The 13,611-nt window shown below is 70.0% G+C and carries 12 protein-coding genes; 10 read left to right on the forward strand and 2 right to left on the reverse strand.

The features are described 5' to 3' along the window. The first annotated feature begins 60 nt into the window (after positions 1 to 60). Genes ACLHG5_RS00310 through ACLHG5_RS00345 form a run of 8 tightly spaced genes read left to right on the forward strand, consistent with a single transcriptional unit; the run spans position 61 to position 7,788 of the window. Complete coding sequence (locus tag ACLHG5_RS00310) at positions 61 to 1,578, forward strand: ABC transporter ATP-binding protein (RefSeq protein ID WP_411316209.1); 1,518 nt, start codon at positions 61 to 63, stop codon at positions 1,576 to 1,578. Beyond that, a complete protein-coding gene (locus tag ACLHG5_RS00315; RefSeq protein ID WP_411316208.1) occupies positions 1,575 to 2,897 on the forward strand; it encodes an ABC transporter permease in 1,323 nt (440 codons plus the stop codon). Before ACLHG5_RS00310 ends, ACLHG5_RS00315 begins: the two co-directional genes overlap by 4 nt. Then, complete coding sequence (locus ACLHG5_RS00320) at positions 2,894 to 4,192, forward strand: ABC transporter permease (RefSeq protein WP_411317524.1); 1,299 nt, start codon at positions 2,894 to 2,896, stop codon at positions 4,190 to 4,192. The genes ACLHG5_RS00315 and ACLHG5_RS00320 overlap by 4 nt, the downstream gene beginning before the upstream one ends. Next, on the forward strand, positions 4,189 to 4,593 hold the full coding sequence (locus tag ACLHG5_RS00325; protein WP_411316206.1) for a cytidine deaminase: 405 nt from the start codon (positions 4,189 to 4,191) through the stop codon (positions 4,591 to 4,593). Before ACLHG5_RS00320 ends, ACLHG5_RS00325 begins: the two co-directional genes overlap by 4 nt. Next, the gene (locus ACLHG5_RS00330) at positions 4,590 to 5,903 is read left to right on the forward strand and encodes a thymidine phosphorylase (RefSeq protein WP_411316205.1); all 1,314 of its coding nucleotides are present in this window, start codon (positions 4,590 to 4,592) and stop codon (positions 5,901 to 5,903) included. Before ACLHG5_RS00325 ends, ACLHG5_RS00330 begins: the two co-directional genes overlap by 4 nt. Before the next feature lie 50 nt (positions 5,904 to 5,953). Continuing rightward, entirely contained in the window at positions 5,954 to 7,072 is a 1,119-nt protein-coding gene (locus tag ACLHG5_RS00335) for an adenosine deaminase (protein WP_411317525.1), read from the forward strand. After that, positions 7,073 to 7,519: a PTS sugar transporter subunit IIA gene (locus ACLHG5_RS00340; RefSeq protein ID WP_411317526.1), complete on the forward strand. Its 447-nt coding sequence runs from the start codon at positions 7,073 to 7,075 to the stop codon at positions 7,517 to 7,519. It begins immediately after the preceding gene. After that, on the forward strand, positions 7,516 to 7,788 hold the full coding sequence (locus tag ACLHG5_RS00345; protein ID WP_411316202.1) for a PTS sugar transporter subunit IIB: 273 nt from the start codon (positions 7,516 to 7,518) through the stop codon (positions 7,786 to 7,788). The genes ACLHG5_RS00340 and ACLHG5_RS00345 overlap by 4 nt, the downstream gene beginning before the upstream one ends. Positions 7,789 to 7,805: 17 nt before the next feature. Here ACLHG5_RS00345 and ACLHG5_RS00350 read toward each other — a convergent pair whose 3' ends face one another. Together ACLHG5_RS00350 and ACLHG5_RS00355 are read right to left on the reverse strand one after the other, a co-directional pair. After that, entirely contained in the window at positions 7,806 to 9,557 is a 1,752-nt protein-coding gene (locus ACLHG5_RS00350) for a phospho-sugar mutase (RefSeq protein WP_411317527.1), read from the reverse strand. After that, the gene (locus ACLHG5_RS00355) at positions 9,554 to 10,387 is read right to left on the reverse strand and encodes a purine-nucleoside phosphorylase (RefSeq protein ID WP_411316200.1); all 834 of its coding nucleotides are present in this window, start codon (positions 10,385 to 10,387) and stop codon (positions 9,554 to 9,556) included. Before ACLHG5_RS00355 ends, ACLHG5_RS00350 begins: the two co-directional genes overlap by 4 nt. Before the next feature lie 147 nt (positions 10,388 to 10,534). Between ACLHG5_RS00355 and ACLHG5_RS00360 the strand changes: the two genes are divergently transcribed. Further along, positions 10,535 to 11,971 (forward strand): NAD(P)H-quinone dehydrogenase, encoded by a 1,437-nt coding sequence (locus ACLHG5_RS00360; RefSeq protein ID WP_411316199.1) that lies wholly within the window; start codon positions 10,535 to 10,537, stop codon positions 11,969 to 11,971. A gap of 423 nt (positions 11,972 to 12,394) precedes the next feature. Continuing rightward, entirely contained in the window at positions 12,395 to 13,438 is a 1,044-nt protein-coding gene (locus tag ACLHG5_RS00365) for a hypothetical protein (RefSeq protein WP_411317528.1), read from the forward strand. The last annotated feature ends 173 nt before the right edge of the window (positions 13,439 to 13,611 follow it).

The raw sequence follows: 13,611 nt of genomic DNA on the forward strand, positions 1-13,611 counted from the left end.
CGCCGTGCGTATCGGGCCTCTCGCCGAGAGGCGGGACCCAGACCTTATAGATTGGTTCGCATGAAGCTCGAGCTGCGCGGCATCACGAAGAGATTCGGTGCCCTGGTCGCGAACGACCACATCGACCTCACCGTCGAGGCGGGGGAGATCCACTGCCTCCTCGGCGAGAACGGGGCGGGCAAGTCCACCCTCATGAACGTGCTCTACGGCCTCTATCAGGCCGACGAGGGCGAGATCCTCCTCGACGGCACCGTTCAGGCCTTCTCGGGCCCCGGTGACGCGATGGCCGCGGGCATCGGCATGGTCCACCAGCACTTCATGCTCATCCCGGTCTTCACCGTGGCGGAGAACGTCATGCTCGGCCACGAGGAGACCGGTTTCGGCGGGCGCCTCGACATCGGCGCCGCTCGGGCGAAGGTGCGCGAGATCTCCGCGAGATTCGGCTTCGACCTCGACCCCGACGCCCTCGTCGGCGACCTGCCGGTGGGAGTGCAACAGCGGGTCGAGATCATCAAGGCGCTCTCGCGGGATGCCCGCGTGCTCGTGTTCGACGAGCCGACAGCCGTGCTCACCCCGCAGGAGACCGACGAGCTCATGGCGATCATGCGCCAGCTCAAGGAGTCGGGAACCTCGATCGTCTTCATCACGCACAAGCTGCGCGAGGTGCGCGAAGTCGCGGACCGCATCACCGTCATCCGCCTCGGGAGCGTCGTGGGCGAAGCGCAGCCGTCGGCGTCGAACGTCGAACTCGCGTCGCTCATGGTCGGTCGCGCCGTCGAGCTCACCGTGAGCAAGCACGAGGCGAAGCTCGGCGCCGAAGCCCTCATCGTCGAGAATCTGAGCGTCGTCGACGCGCGCGATCAGGTCGTCGTCGACGACGTGAGCTTCACCGTCCGTGCGGGCGAAGTGCTCGCGATCGCGGGAGTGCAGGGCAACGGGCAGACCGAGCTGACCGAAGCGCTTCTCGGGCTCCAGGATCGCGTGACCGGGACGATCACGCTCGACGGCTCCTCGATCAGCGGCCTCTCGGTGCGCAAGGTCCTCGGCGCTGGCGTCGGATTCGTTCCCGAAGACCGCAAAGAAGACGGCCTCGTCGGCGAGTTCACGATCGCCGAGAACCTCATGCTCAACCGCTCCGACTCCGAGCCCTTCGTCAAGGCGGGGAGCCTGCGACTCGGTTACCTCTCCGAGTTCGCCAACCAGAAGGTCACCGAGTTCGACATCCGCACGCAGAGCGTCGACACCCACGTCGGTCGACTCTCGGGCGGAAACCAGCAGAAGGTCGTGCTCGCGCGCGAGCTGAGCCGCACGCTGCGCCTCTTCGTGGCGGCGCAGCCCACCCGCGGACTCGACGTCGGGTCGATCGAGTTCGTGCACGAGCAGATCATCGCGACGCGCGACTCGGGCGTTCCCGTGATCGTCGTGTCGACCGAGCTCGACGAAGTCGTCGCGCTCGCCGACCGGATCGCCGTGATGTACCGCGGTCGCATCGTCGGAATCGTGCCGGGCACCACCTCTCGCGACATCCTCGGACTCATGATGGCCGGGGAGACCCCGGGAAAGGACGCCGCCGCGTGAGCGACAACCAACTTCCGCGAGTGACCCCCACCCCACCGGGTGACGGAGCGGCCCACGGCCCCGAGGCCACCGCTCCGACGGCGGCGGAGGTCGCCCCCGAGCAGCGTGCCCCCTCCGGAGACGACGGCGATCGCTGGTCGAGAGCACTGCGCGAGATCGCGTCGGGCAACGTGCTCATGTCGATCCTGAGCATCATCCTCGCCCTCGTCGTGGGAGCCGTGCTCATCGCGTCGACGAACGACGAGGTGCAGGAGGCCGCGGGGTACTTCTTCTCGCGGCCGTCCGACATGCTGCGCGCGATCGGCGAGGCCGTCGGCGGGGCGTACTCGGCCCTCTTCCAAGGGTCGGTCTACAACTTCCGTCGCGAGGGTTTCGCGGCGGGCATCCGACCCCTCACCGACACGCTCACCTACGCGACCCCCCTCATCGCGGGAGGTCTCGGAGTCGCCCTCGCGTTCCGCGTCGGTCTCTTCAACATCGGTGGTCGCGGGCAGATGCTCGTCGCCGCGGGTGCCGGCGGATGGGTCGCGTTCAGTTGGGAACTGCCCGCGGGAATCCACCTCGTCGTGGCGCTCGTGTTCGGTATCGCCGCCGGAGCCGCGTGGGGAGGAATCGTCGGTGTGCTCAAGGCGCGCACGGGAGCCCACGAGGTCATCGTGACGATCATGCTCAATTACGTGGCGTTCTACCTCATCAGCTACCTGCTGCGCACGCCCGTGCTCGGCACCCCCGGGTCGAACAACCCGCAGAGTCCCGCGAGCCTCCCGACGGCCGTCTTCCCCGACCTCCTCGGGCCCGGATACAACCTCCACTTCGGGTTCCTCATCGTCATCGCCGCCACGGTGTTCGCGTGGTGGCTCATCGACAGGTCGAGTCTCGGGTTCCGCTTCCGCGCGGTCGGTGAGAATCCCGCGGCCGCTCGGGTCGCGGGCATCGACGTCAAGAGGGTCTACATCGTCGCGATGCTCATCTCCGGCGGACTCCTCGGTCTCGCGGGCGTGAACCAGGTGCTCGGCACGACGACGAGCGGCTTCGGCGCCGGGATCGACGCGGGCATCGGCTTCGACGCCATCACGGTCGCCCTGCTCGGCCGATCCCGCCCGTTCGGAGTGTTCCTCGCCGGAGTGCTCTTCGGGGCGTTCAAGGCGGGAGGCTTCTCGATGCAGGCTGCCGAGGGTGTCCCCATCGACATCGTCGTCGTCGTGCAATCGCTCATCGTCCTCTTCATCGCGGCGCCGCCGCTCGTGCGGGCGATCTTCCGCCTGCCGGCCCCCGGCGCCCGCCCCGCCCGCTCGCGCAAGGAAGGGGTCACCTCGTGACCGACACGAAGCTCAGCACGGGGTCGGCTCCCTCCCCCGCGGGCGCGCACGCGAAGCCCGGTGCCGTCCGACGCAGCTACCGCACGCCCATCGTGCTCGCGGCGTTCGCGGTCGCCGGCATCCTGCTGTTCGGGCCGTTCGGCCGCGAGGGGGTGTCGACCCTCGCGCTCTCGACGCGATCAGACGCCATCCAGCTCACGCCGCTCGGCCTTCCGACGCTCGCGACCGGGTACGTCATCGCCGTGCTCCTCGTGGTCATCGCCGTCGTCGCCTTCCTGCGGGCGCGCTCCGGCACGAGGGTGCCGCTGTGGCTCAGCGCCCTCTTCGCGTTCCTGCTCCTGCTCGGGTTTCTCGTGTGGGCCTCGGCCGACGCCAACCTCCCCGTGCCCGGTCTGCTCGCGGGTGCGCTCGCGCTCTCCGTTCCGCTCATCTTCGGAGCGCTCGGGGGAGTCATCTCCGAGCGCGTCGGCGTCGTCAACGTCGCGATCGAGGGCCAATTGCTCGCGGGGGCGTTCTGCTCGGCACTCGTCGCGTCGATCACGGGCAACCCCTTCGTCGGCCTCATCGCCGCGATGGTCGCGGGAGTGCTCGTCTCGTTCGTGCTCGCGGCGTTCTCGATCAAGTACCTCGTCGACCAGGTGATCGTCGGCGTCGTGCTCAACGTTCTCGTCTCGGGCCTCACGGGCTTCCTCTTCAGCGTGCTCTTGAGCCCCAACTCGGCGGCGCTCAACTCGCCCCCGCGCTTCGCGAACATCACGATCCCGGTGTTGAGCGACATCCCGATCATCGGCTACGTGCTCTTCAGGCAGACCTTCATCGTCTACCTCATGTACATCGCCGTCATCGCCGTCTACATCGCGCTCTTCCACACCCGATGGGGGTTGCGCTTGCGCGCCGTCGGCGAGCACCCGCAAGCGGCCGACACCGTGGGTATCAAGGTCGCCGCGACGCGATTCTGGAACGTGTCGATCGCGGGAGCGATCGCGGGGCTCGGCGGAGCGTTCTTCACGCTCGGCTCGGTCGGGGCCTTCGGCAAGGAGATGACGGCGGGAGCGGGCTTCATCGCCCTCGCGGCCGTGATCTTCGGGCGGTGGGACCCCATCAGGGCGACCCTCGCCGCCCTGCTCTTCGGGTTCGCGAGCAGCCTTCAGGGCGTGCTCAACATCATCGGCTCCCCGGTGCCGAGCGAGTTCCTGCTCATGCTCCCGTACCTCGTGACAATCCTCGCCGTGGCCGGGTTCGCCGGCAAGGTGCGCGGCCCTGCGGCAGCGGGCAAGCCGTACATAAAATCGTGAGCGACACCATCGACTGGAACGCTCTGCGGTCGACCGCACTCGAGGCGATGACCCACGCGTACGTTCCGTATTCGAAGTTCCCCGTGGGCGTCGCCGCGCTCGTCGACGACGGTCGCGTCATCGCGGGGTGCAACGTCGAGAACGCGTCGTACGGACTCACCCTGTGCGCCGAGTGCGCTCTCGTCTCGACCCTCCACATGACCGGGGGCGGGCGTCTCGTGGCCTTCACGTGTGTCGACGGCAACGGCGCGACGCTCATGCCGTGCGGGCGCTGTCGCCAATTGCTCTTCGAGCACTCGGCTCCCGGCATGCTCCTCGAGACGGTGTCGGGCGTCAAGACGATCGACGAGGTCATCCCCGACGCCTTCGGTCCACGCACTCTCGAGGAGTACCGATCATGACCGCACCGACCACGACCGCACCCGAGGCATTCGACGTCGTCGACCTCATCCGCTCCAAGCGCGATGGACGCACGCTCTCGACCCTCCAGATCGACTGGCTCATCGACGCCTACACGCGCGGCTTCGTCGGCGACGAGCAGATGGCCGCGATGGCCATGGCGATCTTCCTCAACGGCATGGAACGCCCCGAGATCCGCGACCTCACTCTCGCGATGATCGCGAGCGGGGAGCGCATGAGCTTCGACGGTCTCACGAAGCGCACCGTCGACAAGCACTCGACCGGGGGAGTCGGAGACAAGATCACCCTCCCGCTCGCGCCGCTCGTGGCCGCGTTCGGCGTCGCCGTGCCGCAGCTCTCGGGGCGCGGCCTCGGCCACACCGGAGGAACCCTCGACAAGCTCGAGAGCATCCCCGGGTGGCAGGCGAGCGTGAGCACCGAGCGCATGACCGAGATCCTCGACGAGGTCGGGGCCGTCGTGTGCGCCGCGGGGTCGGGGCTCGCTCCCGCCGACGGCAAGCTCTACGCCCTCCGCGACATCACGGGAACGGTCGAATCGATCCCGCTCATCGCGTCGTCGATCATGAGCAAGAAGATCGCCGAGGGCACATCGGCCCTCGTGCTCGACGTCAAGTTCGGCTCGGGAGCGTTCCTGACCGACATCGAGCAGTCGCGGGAACTCGCGCGCACGATGGTCGCTCTCGGCGAAGACGCGGGAGTCGCGACATCCGCTCTGCTCACTGACATGAACGTTCCCCTCGGCCTCGCGATCGGCAATGCCAACGAGGTGCGCGAGTCGGTCGAGGTCCTCGCGGGCGGTGGCCCCGCGGATGTCGTCGAACTCACGGTGGGCCTCGCGCGCGAGATGCTCAGGCTCGCGGGCCAACCTGATGCCGACGTCGAGGCCGCCCTCGCCGACGGCCGCGCGATGGATGTCTGGCGCTCGATGATCCGCGCGCAGGGTGGCGACCCCGTGGCGGCCCTCCCGGTCGCGCGCGAGACCCACGTCGTGCGCGCCGAGCGCGCGGGAGTGCTCGTGGAGCAGCAGGCGCTGCCCTTCGGCATCGCCGCGTGGAGGCTCGGGGCGGGCCGCGCGCGCAAACAGGATCCCGTGCAGCACGCTGCGGGCATCGACCTGCACGCGAAGCCCGGAGACACCGTGATCGAGGGGCAACCGCTTTTCACCCTCAGCGCCGATGAGCCGGCGCGGTTCGCGCGGGCGCTCGAGGCGCTCGACGGGGCGTGGCGCATCGGCGACGCGTCGGAGAGTGTGGCGCGCGGCCCCCTCATCGTCGAGAGGATCGGGCAGTGACCTCGCGACTCCCGCCGCACGCGCGAGGTGGCACCGGGTAGATTTGACCCATGAACACTCCCGCCGAGGATTACCGCCTCCGGGGCGGCGCCAACATCAGCGCTCTGCCCAAGATCTCGCTCCACGATCACCTCGACGGGGGCCTGCGGCCTCAGACGATCATCGAACTCGCCGACGCCACCGACATCGCGCTCCCCGAGACGGATGCCGCGAAACTCGGCGCCTGGTTCGCCGACAACGCCGACTCGGGGTCGCTCGTCGACTATCTCAAGACCTTCGACGTCACGACCGCGGTCATGCAGACCCGCGAGGGACTCGTCAGGGTCGCGAGCGAGTTCGTGCAGGACCTCGCGGCAGACGGTGTGATCTACGGCGAGGTGCGCTGGGCGCCCGAGCAGCACCTCACGCGCGGGCTGAGCCTCGACGAGGCCGTCGAGGCCGTGCAGGAGGGCATCACCCACGGGATCGACGCCGCGCTCCACACCGGCCACCGCATCCGTATCGGCCAGCTCGTCTCCGCGATGCGGCATGCCGACCGGGGACTCGAGATCGCGCAGCTCGCCGTGCGCCACCGCGACGCCGGAGTCGTGGGCTTCGACATCGCCGGAGCCGAGGCCGGGTTCCCCGCGAGCAACATGCGCGACGCGTTCGACTACCTCGCCCTCCACCTCTTTCCGACGACCGTGCACGCGGGCGAAGCCGACGGGGTCGACAGCATCCGCAGCGCCCTCTTCGACGGTCGCGCGCTGCGACTCGGCCACGGTGTGCGCATCGCCGAAGACATCGAGGTCGATCGCGAAGACGCCGAGAACGCCTACGTCACGCTCGGTGCCGTGGCGCAGTGGGTCAAAGACCGCCAGATCCCCCTCGAGCTCAGCCCGCAGTCGAACCTGCAGACGGGCGCGATCGCGGCGTTCGGCGACGACCTCATCGACCACCCGTTCGACCTGCTCTACCAGCTCGGGTTCCACGTGACGGTCAACACCGACAACCGCCTCATGAGTAACACGAGCCTGAGCAAGGAGCTCGCCCTCCTGAGCGAGACCTTCGACTACGACCTCGACGACCTCGAGGTCTTCCAGCTCAACGCCGCCGCGGCCGCCTTCCTGCCGCACGAGGAACGCGAAGAGCTCGCCGACCTCATCGACGCGGGATTCGAGCAGGCCTAGATGGCGCTACCGACCCTCACCGAGCCCGCTGTCGTCGTCGGAGCTCACGCAGACGACTGGCGTGCCGCCGTGCGCCTCGCCGGCGCCGCCCTCGTCGACATCGGGGCGGCGAAGCCCGGGTACTCCGACGAGATGATCCGGATGATCGAGGAGCACGGCCCCTACGTCGTCATCGCCCCGGGGCTCGCTCTCGCCCACGCCCGGCCCGGACCCGAGGTGCTCGCCGACGGGCTCTCGGTCGTGACCCTCGCGACCCCGGTTCCGTTCGGCCACCCGCACAACGACCCCGTGAGCGTCGTGCTCGCCCTCGCGATCACCTCGATCGAGGGGCACCTCGAGTCGATCGCCGAACTCGCGAACGTGTTCAACGATGCGAGCGCCATCCCGGCGATCGCCGCGGCACCCGATGCGGACGCCGTGATCGCCATCATGGAGAAGGACTCGTGAAGATCGTCGCCATCTGCGGTGCGGGCATCGGAAGCTCCGGAATCCTCAAGATCAACGCCGAGAGGGTCTTGCAGAGGCTCGGAATCGAGGCGGATGTCACGGCCGCCGACATCGCCTCGGTCAAGGTCGTCGCGGCCGACGCGCAAGTGATCCTCACGTCGATCGAGTTCGTCGAGGCGATCGGCAAGACCTTCGCCGACGTCGTCGTCATCGACAACTACTTCGACCAACAGGAGCTCGCCGAGAAGCTCGAGAAGTCACTCGGCTGACACAGCAGCCCGACGGTTCAGGCGAGAATCTCGCGCACGCCCGCATCCAACTGGTCGACCGTGACCTGGGCTGCCTGCAGGCGCTCGGCCCCCGAGCCGGCCGTGCTCGCGGCGTCGATGTAGACCTTGACCTTGGGCTCCGTGCCGCTCGGACGCACGATGACCCGCGACCCGTCGACGAGCCAGAAGCGCAGGATGTCGCTCGGCGGGTACGCCTCGAAACCGTCGGCGAAATCATCCACTCGGTCGACGAGGTGGCCCGCGATCTCGCGCGGCGGCACCGTGCGCACGCGCGTCATGATGCGGGAGATGTCGGCGAGATCGGTGACGCGCACCGAGATCTGCGACGACGCGTAGCCTCCGAAACGCTCGGCGAGTTCGACGATTCTGTCGGCGATCGTGCGGCCGTCGGCGGCGAGCTCGTTCGCGAGGGCGAGCAGGTCGACCGCGGCGGAGATGCCGTCCTTGTCGCGGACCTTGCCGGGGTCGACGAGATAGCCGAGTGCCTCCTCGTAGCCGAAGACGAGGTCGGGGGTGCGGGAGATCCATTTGAACCCGGTGAGGGTCTCGACGGAGTCCAGGCCGTGAGCGCGCGCGATCGCTCCGAGCGCGGGAGAGCTCACGAGAGAGCACGCGAGCGCACCGGACACCCCCGAGGCGGCGGCGCGCTCTGCGGCTCGCCAGCCGAGCAGCGAGCCGACCTCGTTGCCCGAGAGCCTGCGCCAGCCGCCATCCTCGGCGGGAATCGCGACCGCGAGCCTGTCGGCGTCGGGGTCGTGCGCGACGACGAGCTGGACTCGCGCCCGGGTCGCCTCGGCGAAGGCGAGATCGAGCGCGCCGGGCTCCTCGGGGTTGGGGAACGCGACCGTGGGGAACGCGGCGTCGGGCTCCTGCTGGGCGAGAACCGATCGCGGCTCACCGAGACCGGCCTCGGCGAACACGCGCCTCGACGTCTCCCATCCGACCCCGTGCATCGCGGTGTAGGCGAAGGAGACCGGGGCGGGGGAATCGGAGGTTCGTGCCGCGAGCTCTGCCGTGCGCCCGACGTATTCGTCGACGACGGCGTCGTCGACGGTCTCGAAGTCCGATGACCTCGCGAGCGAGGCGATGTCGACGCTCGAGGCGACGCTCAGGATGTGCTCGGCGATCGCGGCATCGACGGGCGCGACGATCTGCGACCCCGCGTCGTCGCCGCCCAGATAGACCTTGTAACCGTTGTCGGCGGCGGGATTGTGGCTCGCGGTGACCATGACCCCGGCGCTCACGCCGAAGTGGCGCACGGCGAAGGCGAGCACCGGGGTCGGGAGCATGCGGGGGAGGAGGAGTGCGCGCACGCCCGCTCCCGCCATGATCTCGACCGTGTCGATCGCGAACTGGCGCGAATTGATGCGCCCGTCATAGCCGACCACGATGCTCGGAGCCGTCGAGCGTTCGAGCAGGAACGCCGCGAACCCCGCTGCAGCCTGGGAGACGAGCACCCGATTCATCCGGTTCGGTCCTGCCCCGAGGGCGCCCCGCAACCCCGCGGTGCCGAAAGCGAGACGCGAGGAGAAGCGGTCCTGGAGTGCGCCGAGGGCGTCGTCGGGAGTGGGGGTGTGGCCAGCCGCGTGCACCGACTCGGTCGCGGTCGCGCGACCCGACTCGACTCCCCGCCCGGACTCCACCGCCCCGATGAGCGACTCGAGCTCGGCCCGCGTGACCTCGTCGGGGTCTTGCGCGAGCCACGCGCGCGCGGCGTCGAGCAGACCGTCGACGGTGTCGACGCTCACAGCGCACCCACGATGTTCGCGAGCAGGGCGCTGATGCGCGGTTCCGCTTCGCGGCCGGCCTCGAGAACCTCGGCGTGACTCAGCGGCGACTGCTGGATCCCCGCCGCGAGGTTCGTGATGAGCGACATCCCGAGGATCTCCATGCCGGCCTGGCGGGCCGCAATCGCCTCGAGAGCCGTCGACATGCCGACGATGTGGCCGCCGATGGTCTTCGCCATCTGCACCTCGGCGGGCGTCTCGTAGTGCGGACCGCGGAACTGCGTGTAGACGCCCTCGTCGAGGGTGGCGTCGACGGTCTTCGCGATCGCGCGCAGCCTCGCCGAATAGAGGTCGGTGAGGTCGACGAAAGTCGCGCCCTCGAGAGGCGAATCGGCCGTGAGGTTGAGGTGGTCGCTGATGAGCACGGGGGTTCCGGGGGTCCACGTGGGCTTGATGCCCCCCGCGCCGTTCGTGAGGATCATGATGCTCGCGCCCGTCGCGGCGGCCGTGCGCACGCTGTGCACGACGCGCCGCACGCCGTGACCCTCGTAGTAGTGGGTGCGGGCACCGATGACGAGGGCGTGCTTGCCGCTCGGGAGTGCGACGGACCTCAGGGAACCCACGTGCCCCTCGAGGGCCGGCTTACTGAAGCCCGTGACATCCGTCGCCGGAATGGTCGCGACGGTCTCGCCGATGAGGTCGGCGGCCTTCGCCCAGCCCGACCCGAGAGTGAGAGCGATGTCGTGACGCTCGACCCCCGTGAGCCTCGCGATGTCGGATGCGGCGGCGGCGGCGACCTCGAACGGGTCGGCTGCGGGGTCGTCGAGGGGGTGTGCTGAGGTCGGAGACATGCCCTCCACCCTATTGTTCGGGCGGCGACTCGGGCCGCTCATCGCGCTGCTCATCGCGCTGCGCATCCCGTCGCGGCCCGCCGCGCGGCCGGCCGCGCGGCATCCGCCCATTTGGGTCGCACGCGACCGAGGGGAGACAATGGAGTAATGGCCTATGAGTTCGAGCGCAAGCAACGCATCGCGATCCTCGGGGGAGGGCCAGGCGGATACGAGGCGGCCCTCGCGGGCGCCCAACTCGGGGCCGACGTGACCCTCGTCGAGCGGGTCGGCGTCGGAGGCTCGGCGGTGCTCACCGACGTCGTGCCGTCGAAGACCCTCATCGCGACGGCCGAGGCCTCCAAGTCGATCGGCAACGCGACCGACCTCGGCGTGCAGTTCTACTCTCGCGGCGACACCGGTCGCCCCGTGCGGCCCGACATCGCCGTCAACCTCTCGGCCGTCAACGCCCGGCTCCTTCGACTCGCGCGGCAGCAGTCGGAAGACATGAAGTCGCAGCTCATCAAGGCGGGAGTGCGCATCGTGCAGGGCGCCGGTCGCCTCGACGGCCCACAGCGACTCATCGTGTCGACCGGGCGGGGCAAAGGCGCGACCGACTTCGACGAGATCGACGCCGACACCCTCATCGTCTCGGTCGGGGCGAGCCCCCGCATCCTGCCCTCGGCGAAGCCCGACGGCGAACGCATCTTCACGTGGACCCAGCTCTACTCGCTCGAGAGCGTGCCCGAGCACCTCATCGTCGTCGGCTCGGGAGTCACGGGAGCCGAATTCGCCTCGGCCTACACGGCGCTCGGCTCGAAAGTGACCCTCATCTCGAGTCGCGACCAGGTGCTTCCGGGAGAAGACGCCGACGCGGCGCGCGTGATCGAAGACGTCTTCACCCGCAACGGCATGACCGTGCTCTCGAAGTCCCGGGCCGAATCGATCGAGCGCGTGGGCGACGGGGTCGTGGCGACCCTCTCCGACGGGCGCATCATCGAGGGGAGCCACGCGCTCCTCGCCGTCGGATCCATCCCCAACACCGCGGGCATCGGACTCGAAGACGCGGGGATCCAGCTCACCGAGAGCGGCCACATCCGCGTCAACAGGGTCGCGCGCACATCCGTGCCCTCGGTCTACGCGGCCGGCGACTGCTCGGACTTCCTCCCCCTCGCCTCCGTCGCGGCGATGCAGGGTCGCACGGCCGTGTTCCACGCGCTCGGTGACGCCGTGAACCCGACCGAACTGCGCAACGTGACCTCCAACATCTTCACGCAGCCCGAGATCGCGACCGTCGGATGGACCCAGAAGCAGATCGAGGAGGGCGTCGCCCAGGGCGACATCTACAAACTCCCGCTCGCCTCCAACCCCCGAGCCAAGATGCAGGGCATCAAGGAGGGTTTCGTCAAGCTCTTCGCGCGCACCGGATCGGGCACCGTCATCGGGGGTGTCATCGTCGCCCCCAACGCGTCGGAGCTCATCCTCCCCATCGCCCTGGCCATCGAGCACCGCCTCACGGTCGACCAGGTCGGTCGCGCGTTCGCGGTGTACCCGTCGCTCTCGGGCAGCATCACGGATGCCGCGCGCGCGATGCACATCGTCGCGTAGCGGGGTCGCGTAGCGGGGTCGAGTAGCGGGGTCGCACGGCGGGGTCGCGTAGCGGGGTCGCGCGGCGGGGTCGCGCGGTCCGGGTGCTCGGCCGGGCGTGCTCGGCCGGGGCGCGTGGCGGGGGTGCGCGGCGCGCAGGATCATTCCGCAGCATCCGCCGCCGCTTTCGGCATCCGCGCCGCAGATTTGCACGGCGGATGCCGATTCCGGTGGCGGGTAGCTGGTGTGCGCATGCGCCCAGCTCCGCGCCCACACCTGCGCCCAGGACGCCCGTGATCGGCCGAGACTGCACAGCCCGGTCCGGCGCGGAGCGCGGCCCGGCGCGGCGCAGAGCACGGCGCGGAGCACGGCGCGGAGCGCGGCCCGGCGTGCGGCCCGAGTGGGCGCGGTGGGTCCGTCCTCCCCAGGGCCGCGGGATCGAGCGTGCCGACGGACATCGCGCGTCCGCCGCCGTCGACCGCGGCCGTGTGGCCGACTGGACCGGTGCCGACCGGTGAGCAGACTCCCGCCTCCGTCGACGACCTCGTCCTCGCCTCCCACCTCGCGCAGACCGGTGGCCTCGACGGGCTGTACCGGGCGGTTCGAGCGGGCCGTTTCCTCAGGCTCGCGCGCGGGGTGTTCGTCGCCGAGACGATCTGGCGGGGGATGTCTGCCGACGAGCGCTATCTCGCGACCGTCCGGGCCTGCGCGCGATCGGTTCCCCATCGCGAACTCCTGTTCTCGCACCACTCCGCCGCGGCGCTGTGGCGACTCCCCGTGCTCGGTGCGTGGCCCCGGTTGCCCGAGGTCGTGCGAGAGCCCGCCCCCGGCGGCCGGTCCCGGCGCGCGCTCACCGTGCATCCCGACGGTGTGCCCGACGACACCGTCGTGATCGACGGGCTGTGCGCGACGACACTCGCCCGCACCACCGTCGACATCGCACGGACCGCCCCGTTCGCGAGGGCCGTGGCGATGACCGATCGCGCCCTCGCCATCGGCACCGTCGAGTCGAGCGATTTCTCCGCAACCCTGCGCGCCGAGGCGGAGGCCCACCCGTCGCCGAAGGGGTCGGCCCGCGCCCGTCGCGTTCTCGCGTTCGCTGATCCGCGCTCGGACTCGGCGGGCGAGTCGCTCAGTCGGGTGACCATGAGCCTCCTCGGCTTCGCGCCACCCGAACTGCAGCGCGAGTTCCGCGATCGTGCCGGGTCGATGTTCGCCGACTTCTGGTGGCCGAGCGCCCACGGCGGCGAGGCCGGCATCGTCGGCGAGTTCGACGGTGTCGGCAAATATCTGCGATCCGACATGCTCGGGGCGCACTCGACAGCCGACGCCCTCGTGGCTGAGAAACGGCGGGAGGACCGCATCCGCGCCCTCGGTCCGCGCGTGGTGCGGTGGGGTTGGGACACCGCGCGGTCGCTCAGCGAGCTCGAGCGGGTGCTCGCCGCCGCGGGTGTGCCGCGGGCTCCCCACGCTCGCGGGGTGCGGTAGGGCGCGTGCGCTGCGGCATCCGCGCACCGTTTCGGCACTCGCTGCGCGAATATGCGCGGCGGCTGCCGGTTCGGGCGGCGGGCGGGCGGCGGGCGGGCGGCGGAGGCGCCCTGGCGGGCCGGGACGCGGCGTTGGGCGGGATGCGCCGGGCGGGATGCGCCGGGGGCCGGGAT

The sequence above is a fragment of the Marisediminicola sp. LYQ85 genome (assembly GCF_046600695.1).
Taxonomy (GTDB): Bacteria; Actinomycetota; Actinomycetes; order Actinomycetales; family Microbacteriaceae; genus Marisediminicola.